At 67.1% G+C, this 17,905-nt stretch carries 16 protein-coding genes and 1 pseudogene; 3 read left to right on the forward strand and 14 right to left on the reverse strand.

All coding sequences use genetic code 11. The features are described 5' to 3' along the window. Positions 1-199 precede the first annotated feature (199 nt). On the forward strand, positions 200-718 hold the full coding sequence (locus ACZ6YI_RS08940) for a DoxX family protein (protein WP_465778340.1): 519 nt from the start codon (positions 200-202) through the stop codon (positions 716-718). Here ACZ6YI_RS08940 and ilvN read toward each other — a convergent pair. From ilvN to ACZ6YI_RS08990, 10 genes are all read right to left on the reverse strand, one after another. Then, entirely contained in the window at positions 708-1,187 is a 480-nt protein-coding gene (ilvN, locus tag ACZ6YI_RS08945) for an acetolactate synthase small subunit (protein ID WP_440326897.1), read from the reverse strand. The two genes, ACZ6YI_RS08940 and ilvN, sit on opposite strands and share 11 nt — an antisense overlap. Positions 1,188-1,189: 2 nt before the next feature. Next, positions 1,190-2,983: a biosynthetic-type acetolactate synthase large subunit gene (gene ilvB / locus ACZ6YI_RS08950; protein ID WP_465778547.1), complete on the reverse strand. Its 1,794-nt coding sequence runs from the start codon at positions 2,981-2,983 to the stop codon at positions 1,190-1,192. 179 nt (positions 2,984-3,162) lie between these two features. Beyond that, complete coding sequence (gene ilvC, locus ACZ6YI_RS08955; protein WP_465778341.1) at positions 3,163-4,182, reverse strand: ketol-acid reductoisomerase; 1,020 nt, start codon at positions 4,180-4,182, stop codon at positions 3,163-3,165. A gap of 111 nt (positions 4,183-4,293) precedes the next feature. After that, positions 4,294-6,054, reverse strand: a complete 1,761-nt coding sequence (ilvD, locus tag ACZ6YI_RS08960) for a dihydroxy-acid dehydratase (RefSeq protein WP_465778342.1) — start codon at positions 6,052-6,054, stop codon at positions 4,294-4,296. Beyond that, positions 6,051-7,118, reverse strand: a complete 1,068-nt coding sequence (leuB, locus tag ACZ6YI_RS08965; protein ID WP_465778343.1) for a 3-isopropylmalate dehydrogenase — start codon at positions 7,116-7,118, stop codon at positions 6,051-6,053. Before leuB ends, ilvD begins: the two co-directional genes overlap by 4 nt. Continuing rightward, entirely contained in the window at positions 7,115-7,702 is a 588-nt protein-coding gene (leuD, locus tag ACZ6YI_RS08970) for a 3-isopropylmalate dehydratase small subunit (RefSeq protein ID WP_465778344.1), read from the reverse strand. The genes leuB and leuD overlap by 4 nt, the downstream gene beginning before the upstream one ends. Next, the gene (gene leuC, locus ACZ6YI_RS08975; RefSeq protein WP_465778345.1) at positions 7,699-9,114 is read right to left on the reverse strand and encodes a 3-isopropylmalate dehydratase large subunit; all 1,416 of its coding nucleotides are present in this window, start codon (positions 9,112-9,114) and stop codon (positions 7,699-7,701) included. Before leuC ends, leuD begins: the two co-directional genes overlap by 4 nt. Continuing rightward, positions 9,111-10,058 carry a branched-chain amino acid transaminase gene (locus ACZ6YI_RS08980; protein ID WP_440327765.1) on the reverse strand — a complete coding sequence of 316 codons (948 nt, stop codon included), beginning with the start codon at positions 10,056-10,058 and terminating at the stop codon, positions 9,111-9,113. Before ACZ6YI_RS08980 ends, leuC begins: the two co-directional genes overlap by 4 nt. 10 nt (positions 10,059-10,068) lie before the next feature. Further along, the gene (locus tag ACZ6YI_RS08985) at positions 10,069-11,298 is read right to left on the reverse strand and encodes a 2-isopropylmalate synthase (RefSeq protein WP_465778346.1); all 1,230 of its coding nucleotides are present in this window, start codon (positions 11,296-11,298) and stop codon (positions 10,069-10,071) included. 119 nt (positions 11,299-11,417) lie between these two features. Then, a complete protein-coding gene (locus tag ACZ6YI_RS08990; protein WP_440327767.1) occupies positions 11,418-11,546 on the reverse strand; it encodes a hypothetical protein in 129 nt (42 codons plus the stop codon). Positions 11,547-11,931: 385 nt separating this feature from the next. Between ACZ6YI_RS08990 and ACZ6YI_RS08995 the strand changes: the two genes are divergently transcribed. After that, positions 11,932-12,816 (forward strand): hypothetical protein, encoded by an 885-nt coding sequence (locus ACZ6YI_RS08995; protein WP_465778347.1) that lies wholly within the window; start codon positions 11,932-11,934, stop codon positions 12,814-12,816. 19 nt (positions 12,817-12,835) lie between these two features. Further along, on the forward strand, positions 12,836-13,990 hold the full coding sequence (locus ACZ6YI_RS09000) for a M35 family metallo-endopeptidase (RefSeq protein ID WP_465778348.1): 1,155 nt from the start codon (positions 12,836-12,838) through the stop codon (positions 13,988-13,990). A gap of 82 nt (positions 13,991-14,072) precedes the next feature. Here the strand turns inward: ACZ6YI_RS09000 and thrC are convergent, their stop codons facing one another. The 4 genes and pseudogenes from thrC to ACZ6YI_RS09020 all read right to left on the reverse strand — a co-directional run. Further along, complete coding sequence (thrC, locus tag ACZ6YI_RS09005; RefSeq protein WP_465778548.1) at positions 14,073-15,359, reverse strand: threonine synthase; 1,287 nt, start codon at positions 15,357-15,359, stop codon at positions 14,073-14,075. Between the two features lie 2 nt (positions 15,360-15,361). Beyond that, entirely contained in the window at positions 15,362-16,318 is a 957-nt protein-coding gene (locus ACZ6YI_RS09010; protein WP_465778349.1) for a homoserine kinase, read from the reverse strand. Then, positions 16,306-16,932: a hypothetical protein gene (locus tag ACZ6YI_RS09015; RefSeq protein WP_465778549.1), complete on the reverse strand. Its 627-nt coding sequence runs from the start codon at positions 16,930-16,932 to the stop codon at positions 16,306-16,308. Before ACZ6YI_RS09015 ends, ACZ6YI_RS09010 begins: the two co-directional genes overlap by 13 nt. A gap of 36 nt (positions 16,933-16,968) precedes the next feature. Continuing rightward, positions 16,969-17,454 (reverse strand): annotated as a pseudogene (locus ACZ6YI_RS09020) (homoserine dehydrogenase family protein); the annotation flags it as partial. Positions 17,455-17,905 lie beyond the last annotated feature (451 nt).

Below are 17,905 nucleotides of genomic sequence, written 5' to 3' on the forward strand. Positions count from 1 at the left end.
CCCGTCCCCGCCGCGCTTGCCGGGGTGGGTTCCCCCCCCCGGTCCCCCGGCCTGCAGCCGGGCCGGGAAAACATGGTCTGTCACCCCCGTGGGGGGCGCGCGCTTGCGCGCGATCGCGCGCACGCGCGCTCCCACAACATCGTGTAACTTTTCACTGCCGGCAAGCGAACTTCCCTGTGTTGCCCACAGGAATGCTTCCATGCGCCTCGTTCGTCTCGCCGTTTCACCCCTGCCGGTCCCCGCGGCCTGGTACGCCTTGCCACTGCGGCTCATCGTGGGCTTCGGCTTCATGCAGCACGGCTATGCCAAGCTGTCCCGCGGCGCCGGCGACTTCATCGGCATCCTGCACGCGATGGGTTTGCCGCATGCGGAGCTACTGGGCTGGGCCACGATCCTGGTGGAGCTGGGAGGCGGCCTCATGGTCCTGCTCGGCGCGCTGCTGCCACTGGTAAGTATTCCGATGATCGTCGTGCTGGTCGTCGCCATCGTCACGGTGCACCTGCCCAACGGCTTCAGCTCGATCAAGCTGCAGGCATTCGATGCGATGGGGGCGCACTTCGGCCAGCCCGGCTACGAGACCGACCTGCTGTACCTCGCCGGGTTGGTTGCGCTATGCATCGGCGGCGCCGGCCCCTGGTCCGTCGACGCCCTTGTGGGAGCGCGCTTGCGCGCGATCGCGCGCACGCGCGCTCCCACAGTCGTAGTTGCTACGCCGTAACCAGCGGCCGCTCTATGGCGGCGATGCCGCTGCGGGCATGGTCGGCGATGTCGCCGGCAAGGCGCAGCGCGTCGAGGAACGCATCCACCTCATCCGCGCGCCCGGTGAATTCGACGACGGACTGCCCGCCTTCGCGCTGGAGCAGGCGGCCGCCGAAGCGGCCGAGGCAGGTATCCACGGCGTCGCCGCCGGCTTCGACCCGAGCCACGAGCAACTCCCGCTCCACGTGCACCTTGCGCGTGAGCTCGCCGATCTCGATGACATCCACCAGCTTCGCCGATTGCTTGATGATCTGCTCCACCACCGCATCATCGCCGAACACCACGAGCGTGAGCCGCGACACATCCTCGTCGTGCGTGGCGGCGACGGTGAGCGATTCGATGTTGTATCCACGCGACGCGAACAGGCCGGCGACGCGTGCCAGCGCGCCGGCTTCGTTCTGCAGCAGGATGGAAATCGTGTGCCGCATGGTCAGAACATCCCCGTCGGCTGGCCCGTCGGCGCCACCGGTGCGCTACGGCTCGGGATCCAGTCACCGGTGATCATCTCGGCATAGGTCGCACCCGGGCCCACCATGGGATAGACGCCGGCATCGGGGTCGATCACCACTTCCAGGAACGCCGGGCCGTCGAATGCGAGGAAGTCGGCGATGGTCGCCTCGATGGCTTTGGGATCATCCAGGCGCTGCGCCCACTCGAAGCCATCCGCCTGTGCGGCGCGGACGAAATCCTTCTTGTGCAGGCTCTTGTCGGATGCGGAGAAACGCCCCTTGAAGAACAGCTTCTGCCACTGGCGGACCATGCCGTCGCCGCTGTTGTTCAGCACGACGATCTTCACCGGCAGGTTATAGGTGGTCACGGTTTCTAGCTCACCGATATTCATGCGGATGCTGGCGTCGCCGTCGATGTCGATCACGGTGAGGTCGCGGCGGGCGAACTGCGCGCCGATGGCGGCGGGCAGGCCAAAGCCCATCGTGCCCATCGAGCCTGAGGTGAGCCAGTGGCGGGGCTCACGGAAATCGAAATATTGCGCGGCCCACATCTGGTGCTGGCCCACGCCGGTGCTGATGATGGCGCGGCCATTGGTGATCCGGTTGATTGCCTCGATCACGGCGCACGGCTGGATGTGCTCGCCATCGCGGCAGAAATTCATCCTGTGCTCGCGCTTCAGCGCGGCGACGTGCTGGTGCCACGCCGAGAGATCCTTGCGGAAGCCCTTGCGCGCGCCATACGCCAGCAACCGGTCCAGCGTGGTTTCCAGTGAACCGACGTGGTGCCAGTCCACGGCCTTCACCTTGCCGATCTCGGCCGGATCGATATCGACCTGGGCGATGGCCTTGGCGCGCGGTGCGAACTGGTCCGGAACGCCGACCACGCGATCGTCGAAGCGCGCGCCCAGGGCGAAGACGAAGTCGCAATCGTCCATGGCGTAGTTGGCATATGCGGCGCCGTGCATGCCCAGCATGTGCAGCGCGAGCGGATCGGTGGTGTCGAAACCGCCGATGCCCATCAGCGTCGTGACCACGGGTATGCCGAACGTATGCGCGAACTCGCGCAGCGGACCTGCGGCGCCGGCCGCGACGACACCGCCGCCGGCATAGATGAGCGGGCGCTCGGCCTTCGCCAGTGCATCGAAGAACGCGGCGCAGTGCGCGTCGTCCAGCGTGGCGGACTCCACCGCGTGCAGGCGCGAGCGGTACCCGCGCACGGGCAACTCGCGGCCACCGTCGAAGGTGAGCGGGGAGTTCTGCACATCCTTGGGGATATCGATCACGACGGGGCCGGGGCGGCCGCTGCGGGCGATATGGAACGCCGTGCGTAACGTCGCTTCGAGCGTCGTGGCGTCGGTCACCAGGAACACGTGCTTGGCGCACGAGCCCATGATCTGGCTGATGGGTGCCTCCTGGAAGGCGTCCGTACCGATGGCGCCGGTTGGCACCTGGCCGCTGATGACGACCAGCGGGATGGAATCGGCCATGGAATCGCGCACGGGCGTCACGGCATTGGTGGCACCCGGACCGGACGTGACGAGCGCGACACCGACGCGGCCGGAGGCACGCGCGTAGCCGGCTGCCATGAAACATGCGCCCTGCTCGTTGGCGGGGACGATCAGCGGGAGCGGCTCACTCCCGTCGGCACCCGCATGCTCGGCGTTGAAACGGAATACCGCGTCGTACACGGGAAGGATCGCGCCGCCGGAATAACCGAAAAGTACATCGAGGCCTTCATCGGCAAGCACTTGCACGACGATATCGGCGCCGGTCATGGCGCGCCCGGCCAGGGGGTGCTTCGAGGTAGTGCGGCGAATGTCGCCGACGGTATCCAGTTGCGCGTTCACTTGGGTTTCCTTATGAGTTCGCTGTCGTGGGGGGGGGGGGGGGGGGGGGGGGGGGGTGGGGGCCCCCCCAACCCCCCCCGCCCCCCCCCCCGCTCCCACAGGGTTGATCAGGCAGTCTTCGACGGTTCCTCGGCCGGCTTCGGCTGGTTCGCGGCGAGCCAGGGCATGCGGGCGCGGAGCTGGGCGCCGACCTTCTCGATCGGGTGCTCGAGGTCGCGCTGCTTGAATGCCTTGTAGTTCGGCAGGCCGGCCTTGTACTCGGCGGTCCATTCACGGGCGAACGTGCCGTCCTGGATCTCCTTCAGCACGGTCTTCATTCGTTCCTTCGTGCCTTCATCGACCACGCGCGGGCCACGGGTGTAGTCGCCGTACTGCGCGGTCTCGGAGATGAACTCGAGCATGCGGGCGATGCCGCCTTCGTAGAACAGGTCCACGATCAGCTTCAGTTCGTGCATCACCTCGTAGTACGCGATCTCCGGGCGGTAGCCGGCTTCGACCAGCGTTTCGAAGCCCTTGATGACCAGCTCGGAAGCACCGCCACACAGCACGGCCTGCTCGCCGAACAGGTCGGTCTCGGTCTCTTCCTTGAAGTCGGTCTCGATCAGCATGGCGCGGGCGCCGCCGATGCCGGCCGCATACGCCGTGGCCTTCTCGCTGGCATGGCCGGTGGCGTCCTGGTGCACGGCGTACAGGCAGGGCACGCCGCGACCGATCTCATACTCGCGGCGAACGAGGGCGCCCGGGCCCTTCGGCGCGACGAGCACGACATCGATGTCGGCGCGGGGGGTGATCTGGCCGAAATGCACGTTGAACCCGTGCGCGAAGAGCAGGGTGGCGCCCGGCTTGATGTTCGCTTCGATCGCGTCCTTGTAGATGCCCGGCTGGGTCATGTCCGGCGTCAGCACGGCGACCAGGTCGGCACCACGAACGGCATCGGCCGGCTCGGCGACGGCGAAGCCATCGACGTAGGCGCGGTTCCACGAAGGGCCGCCGGGGCGCAGGCCCACGACCACGTCGAGTCCGGAGTCTTTCAGGTTCAGCGCATGCGCGCGGCCCTGGCTGCCGTAGCCGAGCACGGCGATGCGAGCGTTCTGCAGCGGGGCGGTGGTGGCTTGTTTCTCGGTCATGATCGTTTTCCTTGGCGAGTGTGGTTTGGTGGGAGCGCGCTTGCGCGCGATGGGTGGTGCGGGAAATCCATCGCGTGCAAGCACGCTCCCACAATGGGTTGGTCGGCTGGCTTAGTTACCGATGAGTTCCTGGGTCATGTCTTCGTCTTCGATTTCGCGGCGTACGCGTGGTGCGGTGGCGGGTGCGTCGTCGAACGCCTGGGTGACGGCGCCTTCGGCCGCCGAGCCAACGAGGCGGGCGTACTTGGCGAGTACGCCACGCGTCACCTTTGGCGCCGCGGGGCGCCACGTGCCGCGGCGTGAGGCCAGGTCGGCATCCGTGCGCAGCTCGCGCGTGGTTGCATCGATGAAGATGGCGTCACCTTCGCGAAGCAAACCGATCGGCCCGCCGCGTGCCGCTTCCGGTGCGATATGCCCGACCATGAAGCCGTGTGTCGCGCCGCTGAAGCGGCCATCGGTGATCAGCGCGACGTCGTTGCCGAGGCCGCGGCCGACCAGCGCTGCGGTGACGGCGAGCATCTCGCGCATGCCGGGACCCCCTGCGGGGCCTTCATTACGGATGACCATGACATCGCCCGCACGGATGCGGCCGGCCTGCACCGCGGCGAACGCTTCTTCCTCACTCTCGAACACGCGTGCCGGACCGGCATGGCTGCTGCGCCCGTGGCCGGCCAGCTTCAGGATGCAGCCTTCCGGCGAGAGGTTGCCGTAGAGGATGCTGTAGCCGCCGCGTGGCTTGAAGGCGTTGCTCACCGGGCGGACGACGACCTGGCCTTCCGTCGCGGGCGGCGCCGCGTCGAGCTCCTCGAACAGCGTGCGGCCGGTGACCGTGTCGGTGTTAGACAGCATGCCGGCCGCGCGCAGTTCGCGGGCGACGATGGCGACGCCACCGGCGGCGGACATTTCCACCGCGCTGTAGCGGCCACCCGGCATAAGGTCGGCGATGACCGGAGTGTTCTTCGAGGCCGGCTCGAAGTCTTCGATCGAGAGCGGTACGCGTGCTTCGTTGGCCATCGCCAGCAGATGCAGGACTGCATTGGTCGAACCGGCGGTGGCGGCGACGACGCGGGCGGCGTTATCGAACGCGGCGCGGGTCATCACGTCACGGGGCTTGCGGTCGGCGTTGAGGCATTCCATCGCCAGCTCGCCGCAACGGAACGCGGCATCGCGCTTCGACGGATGCGTGGCGGGGATGTCGTTCAGGCCCATCGGGGTGAGGCCCAGCGTCGTCAGTACCATCGCCATGGTGTTGGCGGTGTACTGGCCACCGCAGGCGCCCGCGCCCGGGCAGGCGTGGCGCTCGACATCGTCCAGCTCTTCATCGCTGATCTTGCCGGCACCATGCGCGCCCACGGCTTCGAACACGTTCTGCACGGTAATCGGGCAACCGTTGCGGCTGCCGTGGTCGATGCTGCCACCGTAGAGGGCGACGCCCGGGATATTCAGGCGGGCCAGCGCCATCGCCGCGGCGGGGATGGTCTTGTCGCAACCGCACAGCACCACCATCGCATCGAGGCAATGGCCATCGACGGCCAGCTCGATCGAATCGGTGATGACTTCGCGGCTGACCAGCGAGGAACGCATCCCGGTGGTACCCATGGCGATGCCATCGGTTACAGCGATGGTGTTGAACTCCACCGGCGTGCCACCGGCGGCGCGTACGCCTTCGGCAGCCGCCTCGGCGAGTTCGCGCAGGTTGAGGTTGCACGGCGAGACGTTGGACCAGCTGTGCACGATGGCAACCATCGGCTTTGCGATCGCATCATCGTCCAGGCCGGTGGCGCGCAGCATGGCGCGGGCCGGCGCGCGATCGGGGCCGGTCTTGATCGCATCGCTGCGCAGCGTGCGGATGGGGATCTTCCGGGTGCTCATGCGGCCTCCGCCTTGGCGTGGATGGCGTCCAGGACAGCGCGGGTCACGTCATGCGTGGTGGCCGTGCCGCCCAGGTCGCGGGTGAGGTTGGCTTGTTCGAGTACGTGGTCGACCGCGGCTTCGACGGTGGCCGCTTCGTCCGGCAGGCCCAGCGAATGGCGCAGCAGCATGGCGGCCGAGAGGATCGTTCCCAGCGGGTTGGCGACCGACTGGCCGGCGATATCCGGGGCGGAGCCGTGGATCGGCTCGTAGATGCCGGCGCCCGGGCCACCGATCGACGCCGACGGCGACAGGCCGAGCGACCCGGCCAGCACCGAGGCTTCATCGGTCAGGATGTCGCCAAACATGTTCTCGGTGACGATCACGTCGTAATCGGCCGGATGGGTCAGCAGGTGCATCGCCATCGAATCGACCAGCTGGTGCTCGAGCGTGACGTCCGGATAGTCGGCGGCGACGCGCGTGGTGACCGAACGCCACAGGCGGGAGGTTTCCAGCACGTTGGCCTTGTCGACCGAGGTGACCTTCCTGCGGCGCGTGCGTGCCAGTTCGAAGGCGTGGCGCGCGACGCGTTCCACTTCCTCGACGCTGTAACGGCATTCATCGGTAGCGTCGGTTTCGCTGCGCGTCTTCGCGCCGAAGTAGATGCCGCCGGTGAGTTCGCGGATGAACACAAGGTCGACACCCTGCGTGCGTTCGGGCTTAAGCGGCGAGAGCGTTGCGGTGCGTGGGTGCAGCTTCAGCGGGCGCACGTTGGCGAACACGCCGAGCAGCTTGCGCATGGCCAGCAGACCCTGCTCCGGCCGGATCTTTGCCGACGGGTCGGACCACTTCGGGCCGCCGACGGCACCGAGCAGGATGGCGTCGCATGCCAGCAGCGCGTCGCGGGTGGCCTGCGGCAGCGGGTCGTTGAAGCGATCGATGGCATCGCCGCCGATGGCGTGCTCGGTGAAGGTGAACTGGTGGCCGAAGCGCTCGGCGACCGCACGCAGCACGGCGACGCCAGCTGCGGCTACTTCAGGGCCGATGCCGTCACCCGGTAGTACGACGATCTGGGCCTTCTTCATGCAGCTTTCTCCATGCGTTGTTCATAGGCGCTGATGGCGCTGTCCTGCTGCAGCAGGAAGCCCATCTGGTCCACGCCGTTGAGCAGGCAGTGGCGGGCAAACGGTTCGAGTTCGAAGTGGATGTTTCCGCCGTCGGGCAGGCGGATGATGCTGCTGGCGATATCGATGCGCAGCTCGATGCCGGGGTTATCCAGCAGCCAGCGGTGTTCGGCATCGGAGAGCACGATGGCGAGCAGGCCGTTCTTCAGCGCGTTGCCGCGGAAGATGTCGGCGATCTCGTTGGAGATGACCGCCTGGATGCCGTAGTCCAGCAGGGCCCAGGGTGCGTGTTCGCGCGAGGAGCCACAGCCGAAGTTGCGGCCGGCGACGAGGATCGAGCAACCCTTCGCCTTCGGCTGGTTCAGCGGGAACGCGGGGTCGTCGCTGCCATCGGCGGCGTAACGCCAGTCTTCGAAGGCGTGCTTGCCGAGGCCGGTGCGCTCGGTGGTGGTGAGGAAGCGCGCCGGGATGATGCGGTCGGTATCGATGTTCTCATCGCGCAGTACCGCGGTGCGCGAATGGACATAGGTCAGCGGGCGGCTCATGCGGCGGCCTCCTGGTTCAGGTAGTCGCGGGGATCGGCCACGCGGCCCGCGACGGCGGAAGCGGCGGCGACGAGCGGGCTGGCCAGCACGGTGCGCGCACCCTTGCCCTGGCGGCCTTCGAAGTTACGGTTGCTGGTGGCGACGACGAGCTGGCCTGGCTGGGCCATGTCACCGTTCATGGCGATGCACATGGAGCAACCCGGCTGGCGCCACTCGGCACCGGCGCTCAGGAACACCTCGTGCAGGCCTTCGCTCTCGGCATCGCGGCGTACCTGCTCGGAACCGGGCACCACCAGCATGCGCACGCCATCGGCGACGCGACGGCCACGCAGGATCTCGGCGGCGGCGCGCAGGTCGGAGAGGCGGCCATTGGTGCAGCTGCCGATGAAGACCACGTCGACGGCTTCACCTGCGATGGGCTTGCCTGCGGTGACCTTCATGTAATCCAGCGCGCGTTGTTCCAGCGCGTCGGCCGCCGCCGGCACCGGTGCATGGATGGGGACGACCATGCCCGGATGGGTGCCGTAGGTGACCGAAGGCTGGATCGCCGAGGCGTCGATGCGCACTTCGCGGTCGTAGCTGGCGCCGGCGTCGGTGGTGAGCGTGCGCCAGTGCGCGACGGCGGCATCCCACGCGGCACCCTGCGGCGCGCGCTCGCGGCCCTTCAGCCACGCGAACGTCGTGTCGTCCGGCGCGATCAGGCCTGCGCGCGCGCCGGCTTCGATCGACATGTTGCAGACGGTCATGCGCTCTTCCATCGAAAGCGCGCGCACTGCTTCGCCGGTGTACTCCAGCACATGGCCAGTGCCGCCGCCGATGCCGATCTTCCCGATGATGTGCAGGATCAGGTCTTTCGCGGTCACGCCGGGCTGCAGCTGGCCATCGACGTGGATGGCGAACGACCTGGGCTTGCGCTGCAGCAGGCACTGCGTGGCCAGCACATGACCGACCTCGGTGGTGCCGATGCCGAAGGCCAGTGCGCCGAACGCGCCGTGGGTCGCGGTGTGGCTGTCGCCGCAGACGATGGTCATGCCGGGGTGCGTCGCACCCACTTCGGGGCCGGCGACGTGGACGACACCACGGTGCGGGCTATCCCAACCCATCAGGTCGATGCCGAACTCGGCCACGTTGGCCTCGAGCTTCGCGACCTGGGCTTCAGCTTCCTTCGTGAAATAGGGGCGCTTGCCATCCGCACCGGCCGGCAGGGTCGGCGTCGAATGATCCAGCGTGGCCAGGGTGCGATCCGGACGGCGCACCTTCAGGCCGCGCGTACGCAGTTCGTCGAACGCCTGCGGTGAGGTCACCTCGTGGACCATGTGCAGGTCGATGTACAGCACGCCGGGCGTGCTCTCGGTCTCGGCCGCGACCTGGTGGGCATCCCACAGCTTGTCGAACAGGGTGCGCGCGCTCATGCCGCGACCCTCCCGGCGGTGGCTTCCTCAATGGGCGTCAGCCAGCCCCAGCGGTCCTCAGTGCGGCCATCGAACAGGCCGAAGAAGGCATCCTGCAGCGCGCGGGTGATCGGGCCCGGACGGCCGCTGCCGACCGGCTTGCGGTCCACGGAGCGCACGGCGGTGACCTCGGCGGCGGTGCCGGTCATGAACACTTCGTCGGCGAAATAGAGCATCTCGCGCGGCAGCGGCTGCTCGACCACTTCGTAGCCCAGCTCCTTCGCCAGCGTGAGGATCGAATCGCGGGTGATGCCGCACAGGATCGAGGCGGCGGCCGGCGGCGTGTAGATGACACCCTTGCGCACCACGAACAGGTTCTCGCCCGCGCCCTCGCTGAGCAGGCCGTCGGTGCCCAGCGCGATGCCCTCGGCGTAGCCACCGTTCACCGCTTCGCGAGCGATCAGCTGGCTGTTGAGGTAGTTGCCGCCAGCCTTCGCGCCGCTAGGGAACGTATTCGGCGCGGCACGGTTCCAGGAGGAAACGCAGACATCCACACCCTTCTCGATGGCATCGGCACCGTGGTACGCGCCCCACGGCAGGGCGATGATGGCCACGTCCACCGCCGTATCCAGCGACGGCGCCAGGCTGAAGGTGAACCCGCTGCGATACACGATGGGGCGCACGTACGCCGAGGTCAGGCCGTTCGCGGTGATCACCTCGCGGCACGCGCGGTTGAGCGTGGCGGCGTCGTACGGCATCACCAGGTCGTACACGCGGGCCGAGTGGAACAGGCGCTCGGTGTGCTCATCCAGGCGGAAGTAGCGCGGGCCGTCCGGCGTGCTGTACACGCGGATGCCTTCGAAGACGGAGGAGCCGTAGTGCAGCGCGTGCGCGCCGACATGGCAGGTGGCTTCGGCCCAGGCCTTGATGCGGCCGTTGTGCCAGAGATGGGTCGGGGCTTCCATGGATCCTCCTTCAGGACTGGACCGCGACGGCCGCGGTCTCGTTTTCGGCTTCGTATGCGCCCATGAGCGCGACGAGGTCATCGTTGGTGACGGAGCGCTGCCGGTCGGCGACGACCTTGAAGCGCTCGAAGACGGCATCGAGCGTCGTTTCATCCACTTCGTAGTCGAGCTCGACGAGGCGCTGGCGCAGGGCGTGGCGGCCGGAGTGCTTGCCCAGGACGAGTGACGTCTTCGCGCCGACGTCCTGCGGGCTCATGATTTCGTAGGTGCCGCGGTGCTTGAGCATGCCGTGCTGGTGGATGCCGGATTCATGCGCGAAGGCGTTATCGCCCACGATGGCCTTGTTGCGCGGCACGGCCTGGCCGGTGACCTCGGTGAGCAGGCGCGACGTGGGATACAGGTGCTGGGTGACGATGCCGGTATCCAGCTTGAACAGCGGCCGCCGCGTGTGCAGCGCCATCACGATCTCTTCCAGCGCGGCGTTGCCGGCGCGCTCGCCGATGCCGTTGATGGTGCACTCGACCTGGCGGGCACCGGCGCTGATCGCGGCCAGGCTGTTGGCCACGGCCATGCCGAGATCGTCGTGGCAATGCGCGGAGAAGATGACCTTTTCCGCCCCGCGCACGTTTTTCTGCAGGTAGCGGAACATCTCGGTGATTTCGGCGGGGGTGGTGTAGCCGACGGTGTCGGGGGCGTTCAGGACGCAGGCGCCGGCTTCAACGGCGACCGAGAAGATCTCGGCGAGGTAATCCGGCTCGGTGCGCAGGGCATCTTCGGCGGAGAATTCAACTTCATGGGCGAGCGCTTTGGCCCGTTCGATCGCCGTTGCGGCGATGTCGATCACTTCCTGCTTCGATTTCCCCAGCTTGTGTTCCCGATGCAGGGGAGAGGTGGACAGGAACAGGTGGATCCGTGAGTGCCTGGCGCCTTCCAGGGCCCTCCCCGCTGAATCGATATCCCCCGGTTGGCAGCGTGCCAGCGCGGCGACCGTCGGTGTCCTCAATGTCCTGGCGATCTCGGCGACGGCGGCGAAATCATCGGGTGAAGCCTGCGGAAACCCCGCTTCGATGATGTCGACGCCCAGTGCTTCCAGGGCTTGTGCCATGCGCAATTTGGCGCGCCGGTCCATGGAAAACCCAGGGGCCTGTTCGCCGTCGCGCAAGGTGGTGTCGAAGATACGCACGCGGCCTACGTCGCTTTCGACGTTGCCGGGGGTACTGCCCTGGTGTGCTGGATTCATGTCTGGCTCCGCTCGTTGTCGAGGCGGGCTGGAGGCATTAAAAAACCCCGCATCCGTTACCGGGTGCGGGGTTCTTAAGGAGTCTTCAGGTTATTTTCGTTTCACCTGGACACTTGCCCTTAGCCCGCACCTCCGCAGGTAATAAGTACAAGGTTAATAAGAAGGAGGCCGCCGCCGAGACGCAGCTTGCCGTCGACCTTGGTAAGTCGATTCAGGGCAAAGCGGCCGATGGTGGTGCGCTGCGTCATGCGATCGAACGTACGTCACGCGTTTGACGCGTGTCAACAGTTTCTGTTGAAAGAAGTTTCCTAGGAGTGTTTGGACGGCTATCCGTCCGTCGTGTGGTTTGGTCGGCGGGACCGCATGGGAATGCAGCGTGTGGGTAAGTGGTATGCACCGTCGTGCGCGCGGAAAAAACTTCGCGCGCGGCCATTGGTTGCAGGTGAAACAACGCCGATCCGCACCGGATGCATCGACGCACTATCGTCCCGCGTTCGAAAGCGCGCCCAAAAATGAGAAGAATCCGAAAAAAGATGGAGTGTGATTTGGTTCGCACTTTCCGCGTGCCCGCGCTGTCCTGTCTACCTAGACTTGCCACCGTTCCCCACGGAACGCCAACCCAAAGGATGATTCATGGCCAATGTTCGGAAGGCCGGGGCGCGCATGCTTGCGCGGCTCGCGGCTGGTTTTTGCCTCGTTTTCCCCCTCGCCACGCTTGCCGACGACGGCATGGCGCCTTTCCCCGAGTACAACGGGGATGAGCGCTGGTCGCCGCTGGCCGCCGAAGCCGCAGGCTGGCAGATGAGCGCCAATTGCGCCTGGGAACGGTATGTCGGCTGCACGATCACCCAGGTCTCCACGATCTCGACCGGCTACGCCTATCGCTATCACTACAGTCGCCCCCGATCGGACGGCGGCTTCGACCTGGTCGAGCGCGACGGCTTTGGACCCGGCGCCTGGTCGTGCCCGGCGAATTTTGGCGTCTATACCGAGTTCATGGGCATGGAAGTGGGCCCGTACCCGAACCGGCTTCTCGACATGGGTACTGGATTCCCAGTGCGCTGCAAGGCTTTGGGCGGGGTGTTGGCAGAGGCGGGGGGTGCCGTCGCTGGCGCGCCGGAGGCCGTCGAGCGCTTTGAGCAGGGCAGGCTGATCGAGCGCCAGGTGCTGGGTGGGGAGCTCGTGACCTGGACGGTGGCATGGGACGTCACGGGCGCTGACATCACGGGCCGCGGGGAGCGCCTGGTGGTGGATGCACGCATCGAGCAGGGGAGGGTGGTGTCGCTAGGGAGTGGACTCCAACTGGAGTACGGCACCGAGGGCGCGCTGGACACCGTGCGCGGTTTGGGCGGCACGGTGTTCTCGCGGGCTTACATCAATGACCCGGACGGCCGGCTCGTGGCCGCACTGAGGGCAGCCCGGCATCAACTGCCAACCGGCCCGGCATCGGAGCCCATTGCAACGCTGGCGAAGCTGGCCAAATCGATCGACGCGCTGCTGGACGGCAGCGCCCGCTGAGCACGAACAAGGAGCAAGGATGAAGTTTCGATATCTCGGGTGGGCCGCGCTCGCGGCCACCCTGTTCAGCACGCACGCCCTCGCGGGGTCACATCTGGTTGCGACGCTTACCCACAACAGCATGTCAGCAGCGAACGACCAGGTCATCGTCACACTGACCCTGACAAACGACGGCGACGCCCCCGTTCACATATTCGAGCCTGCTACCCCCTTCATCGCCACGGGTGGTCGCCTGTCTCGCGACCAGTTCCATGTCGTCGACGCTTTCGGCCACAAGGCTCCGTATCGAGGCGTTTGGGTCAACTGGGGAGGTATGCCGCCCTCGCTGTTCCGAATCGTCCGACCGGGCGAGACGCTGGAAAAGACGATCGACCTTACTTATGAATACGACTACGGAAGCGGAGGTCCATTCGTCATTCGCTATGAGCTCTCGATGGACTGGGAACCCGATCCCAGTCAAGCCTCAGCCGAGGAGATAGCGTCGATCGTGCGTGGCGACCAGGATTCCGTGCTCTCAAACGAAATAACGGTCATGGCGCCCGCGTACCGTGATCGGCTGGCTTCCACCCTTGCAGAGCCTGCTATGTGCAGCTCTGATCAATACGACAAGGCGACGCGTGCGTGGCAAAAGGCGAGTCTCACGGCAAATAGCGCACAGGTATTTACACGCGATCTACCGAAAAATACCTCCCATCCCCGTTACGTGAAATGGTTCGGTGACTCCACTCTCACGCATGAGAAGGACGATCCCGATACACCGGGGAAGGCCTATCTTGACCACGTGAAGGGCATCGTAAGCGCCACGTTCTCAAGGCTCGCATTTGGATCGTTCGCGCCTCTGTGCGGGTGCGACGGCTGGCCCGATGCGACTGCGGCGCACATAGAGGACCGGATGTACTACAGGATATTCCTGTGCCCGGCATTCTTCCGCCAGCTCGAGGATGGGCCGTCGCCATCTCGTGTGGCGACGCTAATTCACGAGTACGGCCATTTTGTCGGCGACGGGCGCGGACCTGCGACCGCGGACTATGGTTATGGCAGAGGGAAGGCGCAGGGCTACGCGATCAATGATCCGCGCACGGCGATTCGAAATGCGGACAACTACGAGTTCTACATTACGGATACAACACCGTACGAAGAGGCTGAGGCAAATACGGCAGACAGGTCGCGTTGACCACCCATCGCGCGCAAGCGCGCTCCCACAGAAGCGCTCGCAACGCTCTTGTGGGAGCGTGCTTGCACGCGATGGCATCGCCTCAGTGCTGCCACCCGCGCAACCACTCAGCGAAGAGTCGCGCATCAGCCGCAAGCGGTTCAGCGACAGCTTCGCGGCCAAGCATCGCCGCTAGCGCCTCCGGTACTTCAACCGCCCGCCCAATCAAAGGCTCGACGATCGTGTCGAACTTCGCGGGGTGTGCGGTGGCGGCCATGGTCCACGCGCGTGCATCACCGGCGAGCCGGCGTTGTTCGAAGACGCGGACTGCCGTGGCGGTGTGCGGGCAGAATACTTCGCCATCGCTCGCGGCATGCCGGCGGATCGTGTCACGGATCGTCGCGTCGTCGATGCCGTATGCGCTGCCGTTCAATCGTGCTGCCTCTTCACTACCAAACAGGTGGAGAAGACGCTCGAAGTTGCTGGGCGCTCCCACGTCCATGGCGTTAGCGATCGTCGCCACCGCATCGCGCGCCCGATACGGCTGTCCGCCAAAGAATTCCGGCAGCGTGTCGTTGGCATTGCAGGCGAACACGACTTCGCCGATCGGCAGGCCGATCTCGCGGGCCCAAAGGCAGGCCACCGCGTTGCCGAGGTTGCCCGTGGGGACGATCACGTTCATCGGGCCATCCTCCGCGTGCAGGGCGGCATGGCCGAAGTACGCCATCTGCGGGAGCAGGCGGCCGAGGCTGATGCTGTTGGCGGAAGAGAGTGGGACGTCGGACTGCAGCGCAGGATCACCGAGCGCACCCTTCACCAGCCGCTGGCAATCGTCGAAGCTGCCTTCGACACGCAGGGCGCGTACGTTGCCGCCGAAGCTGCCCAGCTGGTGCGCCTGGCGTGGCGAGACCCGGTTGTCGGGATAGAGGATCGCCACGCGCACGCCGGGCAAGCCGTGGAACGCGGCGCCCACCGCGGCACCGGTATCGCCCGAGGTCGCCACCAGGATCGTCAGCGGCCGGTCCGCACCCGCGCGCAGGCGCACGATGCACGCGGCGAGGAAGCGCGCGCCGAAATCCTTGAACGCCGCCGTCGGCCCGTGGAAGAGTTCCAGCACATGCGCACCGGCGATGCGCAGCTCACGGCGTGGGGCAGGGTGGGCGAATGCATCGGCGCAGATGGCTTCAAGTTCGCCGGCAAGCCCGTCGCCCTCGAAGAACGGTGCGAGCATGGCCGCGGCGGTACTGGCGAGATACCCCCCGGTGGGCAATGCGCTCACCCGCGGCATGGCCTCGGGAACAAACAACCCACCATCCGGCGCAAGTCCCGCCGCGATGGCGGAAGAAAGCGACACCGGCGCGGCGCCGCCGCGCGTACTCACATAGCGCATCGTCACACCACCCGCGCCGCGGGGCCATCGATCGGCGCCACGAGCGCATCGCTGCGGTGGCCGGCGTGGCGGAATGCCGCCTGCATGTCGTGCGCGGCGGCCACGGCGGCGGCGCGGTCTTCAAACCAGCCGAAGACGCTGGGCCCGGCGCCCGAGATGCTGGCGCCAAAGGCGCCGTGATCGAGCGCGGCCTGCTTTACCGAATGGAACCCCGGGATGAGCGGGGCGCGGCGCGGTTCCACCAGCACATCGGAGAGGCCTTCGCGCACCAGCGCCGCTTCGCCGCGATAGCAGCCGGCCAGCACCATCGCGAGGTTCGCGCTCTGCGCCACGAACTCGCCGAGCGCGTAATGCCCGGCCAACGCCGCACGCGCCTTGCGTGTTTCGAGCACCACATGCGGATGCACTAGCGCGCAATACCATTCCGCGGGCACGGGAACACGGACAAGCCGCTTATCGGTGGCGAGCACCAGTCCGCCAAGCAACATCGGCCCGAGGTTATCGCCGTGGCGGCTGCCACTGGCTACGACCTCGCCGTCCATCGCGAACGGATAGAGCGCCTCGCGCGGCAACGGTTCGTCGAGCAGCGCATTCGCAGCGACCACGGCGGCGACACACGAAGCGGCCGAGCCGCCCATGCCAGAGCCCAGCGCGATGCCCTTGTGCAGGATGAGTTCGAAACCGAACGGGAGATCGAGCCCGCGGATCATCGACAACAGCGCGGCACCCGCGGTGTTGTCTTCCGCCTTGAGTGGCAGGTCGGTCACGACGCCGTGGATGGCGGCGATCCGGACCTCACGTTCGGGAATCCGGCGCACTTCGGCGCGATCACCGGCACCTTCGACGGTATGGCCAAGGATATCGAAGCCGATGCCGACGTTGCCGACGCTGGCAAACGCCTCGGCGGTGGCGACATCGGTGGGGGCGAGGGGCGAGGTGTCTTCTTTCAGCATGCGCATCGTTTTACTCCCATGGCGCCGGCCACGCGCAGCAGGTCGGTGAAGACCGCCGCCGCCGTGACCTCGGGACCGGCACCCGGCCCCTGGACGACCAGGGCATTGTCGCAGTATCGGCGCGTCGCGAAACGCACCACGTTGTCGGTGAGCTGGCCGTGGGCGAACGCGTGGCTGCGTTCAAGCACTTTCACGCCAACCGAGGCGCCGTCGCGGTCGAGCCGGGCCACGTGGCGCAGCACGCCGCCGGACGCCCGGGCTTCATCCAGCAAGGCGGCCATCGGAGCATCCATGGCCGGAAGGGCCTCCATGAAGTCGTCGCGGTCGAGGGACGCCAGGCTGGCCGGCACGAGGCTTTCCACGGCCACGTCGTCCAGCGACAGCGCCACCCCGGCCTCGCGGGCCAGGATCACCAGCTTGCGTGCCACGTCCATGCCGGAAAGGTCATCGCGCGGGTCCGGCTCCGTATAGCCCAGCGCGTGCGCCTCGCGAACCAGGGCAGAGAAGGGCACCGATCCATCGAAGCGGTTGAACAGCCAGGCCAGCGTGCCGGAGAGCATGCCCTCCACGGCGAGCAGTTCATCGCCCGTGTCGATCAGGTCGCGCAGCGTCTGTACCACCGGCAGGCCCGCGCCTACCGTGCCTTCGTAATGCAGGCGGGCGCCGCTGGCGTCGGAGGCGCGGCCGATCGCCTTCCAGCGGTCGATGCAGCCGCTGGCGGCGCGCTTGTTGGGAGTGACGACGTGGATACCGGCGGCGAGCCAGCCGGCGTAGTGGTCCGCCACGGCGTCACTGGCCGTGCAATCGGCCAGCACGGCGGCCTCGCCGGGGTGGCCGGCGACGTAGGCAGCGAAATCGTCCAGCACTACGGGCCGCCAGATCTGGGCGCCGCCGGTGCGGCCGTTCAGGGCCTCGTCGTCGCAGTCCAGCCACATGTGCCGGCTGTCGCTGACCGCACGCAGGCGGAGCTCCAGCTGGCACTCACGCAGCAGGCGCGGCGCCGCATGGCGAAGCTGGTGCAGGAAGGCCGAGCCGACCTTGCCGGGTCCGATGACCCCGACATTGACGACGAGCGGCGGGGCGGCCGCGCGCAGGGGCGCGGCGCGTAAGGGCGAGCGTTGAAGAGCGACGGCGAGGGACACGGTAAAGCCTCCTTGGGAGGCCCGTCACATCGCAGAAAGGGATTTCGGCTGTGGATCCCGGCGCCGGTCCCGTCCTGCGGGAGGTCGGGGCCGGCAGCGACATGGAACCTAAGCGCGCGCGGACTCCGATCCTCCGACCGTAGTGGTCGTGGTGGTGGTCGTAGTCGCGGTGGTGGTGGACGCAAGCGCGCGGGCCACGGAGGTGGCCGGGATGGAACGCAGCGCTGGCGCGTTGAAAGACATGGCCCGACGTTAGGCCCGCATTGTGCGGTGTGTCAAGCGCCAGAAAGTCATAGGCCGGGGGTGCCCGGTCGGTTGTGGGAGCGGGGGGGGGGGGGGGTGGGGGGGGGGGGGGGCCCCCCCAACCCCCCCCCCCCCCCCCCCCCACCCGGAGGGGGGTGGTTTTTGTGTTTAGCGGGACCCGGGGGGGCGGCAAACGCACACCCCCCCA

The organism is Luteibacter sp. NPDC104163 (assembly GCF_055584245.1).

Bases quoted from the DNA above. Each gene is read 5' to 3' on its own strand.
- thrC (WP_465778548.1), bottom strand. From the start codon at position 15,359: ATGCGCTATGTGAGTACGCGCGGCGGCGCCGCGCCGGTGTCGCTTTCT.
- leuD (WP_465778344.1), bottom strand. From the start codon at position 7,702: ATGAGCCGCCCGCTGACCTATGTCCATTCGCGCACCGCGGTACTGCGC.
- leuB (WP_465778343.1), bottom strand. From the start codon at position 7,118: ATGAAGAAGGCCCAGATCGTCGTACTACCGGGTGACGGCATCGGCCCT.
- ilvB (WP_465778547.1), bottom strand. From the start codon at position 2,983: ATGACCGGCGCCGATATCGTCGTGCAAGTGCTTGCCGATGAAGGCCTC.
- ilvN (WP_440326897.1), bottom strand. From the start codon at position 1,187: ATGCGGCACACGATTTCCATCCTGCTGCAGAACGAAGCCGGCGCGCTG.
- ACZ6YI_RS08995 (WP_465778347.1), top strand. From the start codon at position 11,932: ATGGCCAATGTTCGGAAGGCCGGGGCGCGCATGCTTGCGCGGCTCGCG.
- ACZ6YI_RS08980 (WP_440327765.1), bottom strand. From the start codon at position 10,058: ATGGAAGCCCCGACCCATCTCTGGCACAACGGCCGCATCAAGGCCTGG.
- leuC (WP_465778345.1), bottom strand. From the start codon at position 9,114: ATGAGCGCGCGCACCCTGTTCGACAAGCTGTGGGATGCCCACCAGGTC.
- ACZ6YI_RS08940 (WP_465778340.1), top strand. From the start codon at position 200: ATGCGCCTCGTTCGTCTCGCCGTTTCACCCCTGCCGGTCCCCGCGGCC.
- ilvC (WP_465778341.1), bottom strand. From the start codon at position 4,182: ATGACCGAGAAACAAGCCACCACCGCCCCGCTGCAGAACGCTCGCATC.
- ilvD (WP_465778342.1), bottom strand. From the start codon at position 6,054: ATGAGCACCCGGAAGATCCCCATCCGCACGCTGCGCAGCGATGCGATC.
- ACZ6YI_RS09000 (WP_465778348.1), top strand. From the start codon at position 12,836: ATGAAGTTTCGATATCTCGGGTGGGCCGCGCTCGCGGCCACCCTGTTC.
- ACZ6YI_RS08990 (WP_440327767.1), bottom strand. From the start codon at position 11,546: ATGACGCAGCGCACCACCATCGGCCGCTTTGCCCTGAATCGACTTACC.
- ACZ6YI_RS08985 (WP_465778346.1), bottom strand. From the start codon at position 11,298: ATGAATCCAGCACACCAGGGCAGTACCCCCGGCAACGTCGAAAGCGAC.
- ACZ6YI_RS09010 (WP_465778349.1), bottom strand. From the start codon at position 16,318: ATGCGCATGCTGAAAGAAGACACCTCGCCCCTCGCCCCCACCGATGTC.